The sequence below is a fragment of the Mesorhizobium sp. BHbdii genome (assembly GCF_053848045.1).
In genome coordinates this window covers 1-446 of sequence record NZ_JBSPKX010000214.1, presented here as the reverse complement: position 1 = coordinate 446, position 446 = coordinate 1, and the positions used below count along the sequence as shown (strand labels likewise).

Sequence of the window (446 nt, the reverse complement as noted above, 5' to 3'; positions counted from 1 at the left end):
GTCATGGCGCTTACCAATCGACCACGGTGCCGTCGGGCATGACGGCGTTGCGGGCATGCAGCACTTCCTGCTTGAAGGGGTGGCGTGCGATGACATCTTCATTCACGGTGACGCCGAGGCCCGGCAGATCGGGCGCGTCCCAGCGGCCGGGTTTGCGATCGATCGGCCAGGTGACGACGTCGTCGTACCAGGCGACCGCGCCCGACATCTCCTCCTGGATGATGACGTTCGGCGTCGATATGCCGAAGTGAAGCGCTGCGACGCCGGCGATCGGGCCGAGCGGGTTGTGCGGCGCAAGGCCGATGCCAGCGGTTTCCGCCAGAGCCGCGATTTTCTTGGTCTCGAGCAGACCGCCAGTATGGCAGATAGCGGGCTGGGCAATGTTGAACGCACGCGCCGCGATCGATTGCGTAAACTCGCGGCGCCCGATCAGCCGCTCGCCGGAC

Annotated in this window: 1 protein-coding gene; it reads right to left on the bottom strand. The window is 65.9% G+C overall.

Features of this window, described 5'->3' with window-relative positions:
- Positions 1 to 10: 10 nt before the first annotated feature.
- On the bottom strand, positions 11 to 446 hold a 436-nt coding region (locus ACWTU8_RS32695), incomplete at its 5' end, for an enolase C-terminal domain-like protein (RefSeq protein WP_455851361.1).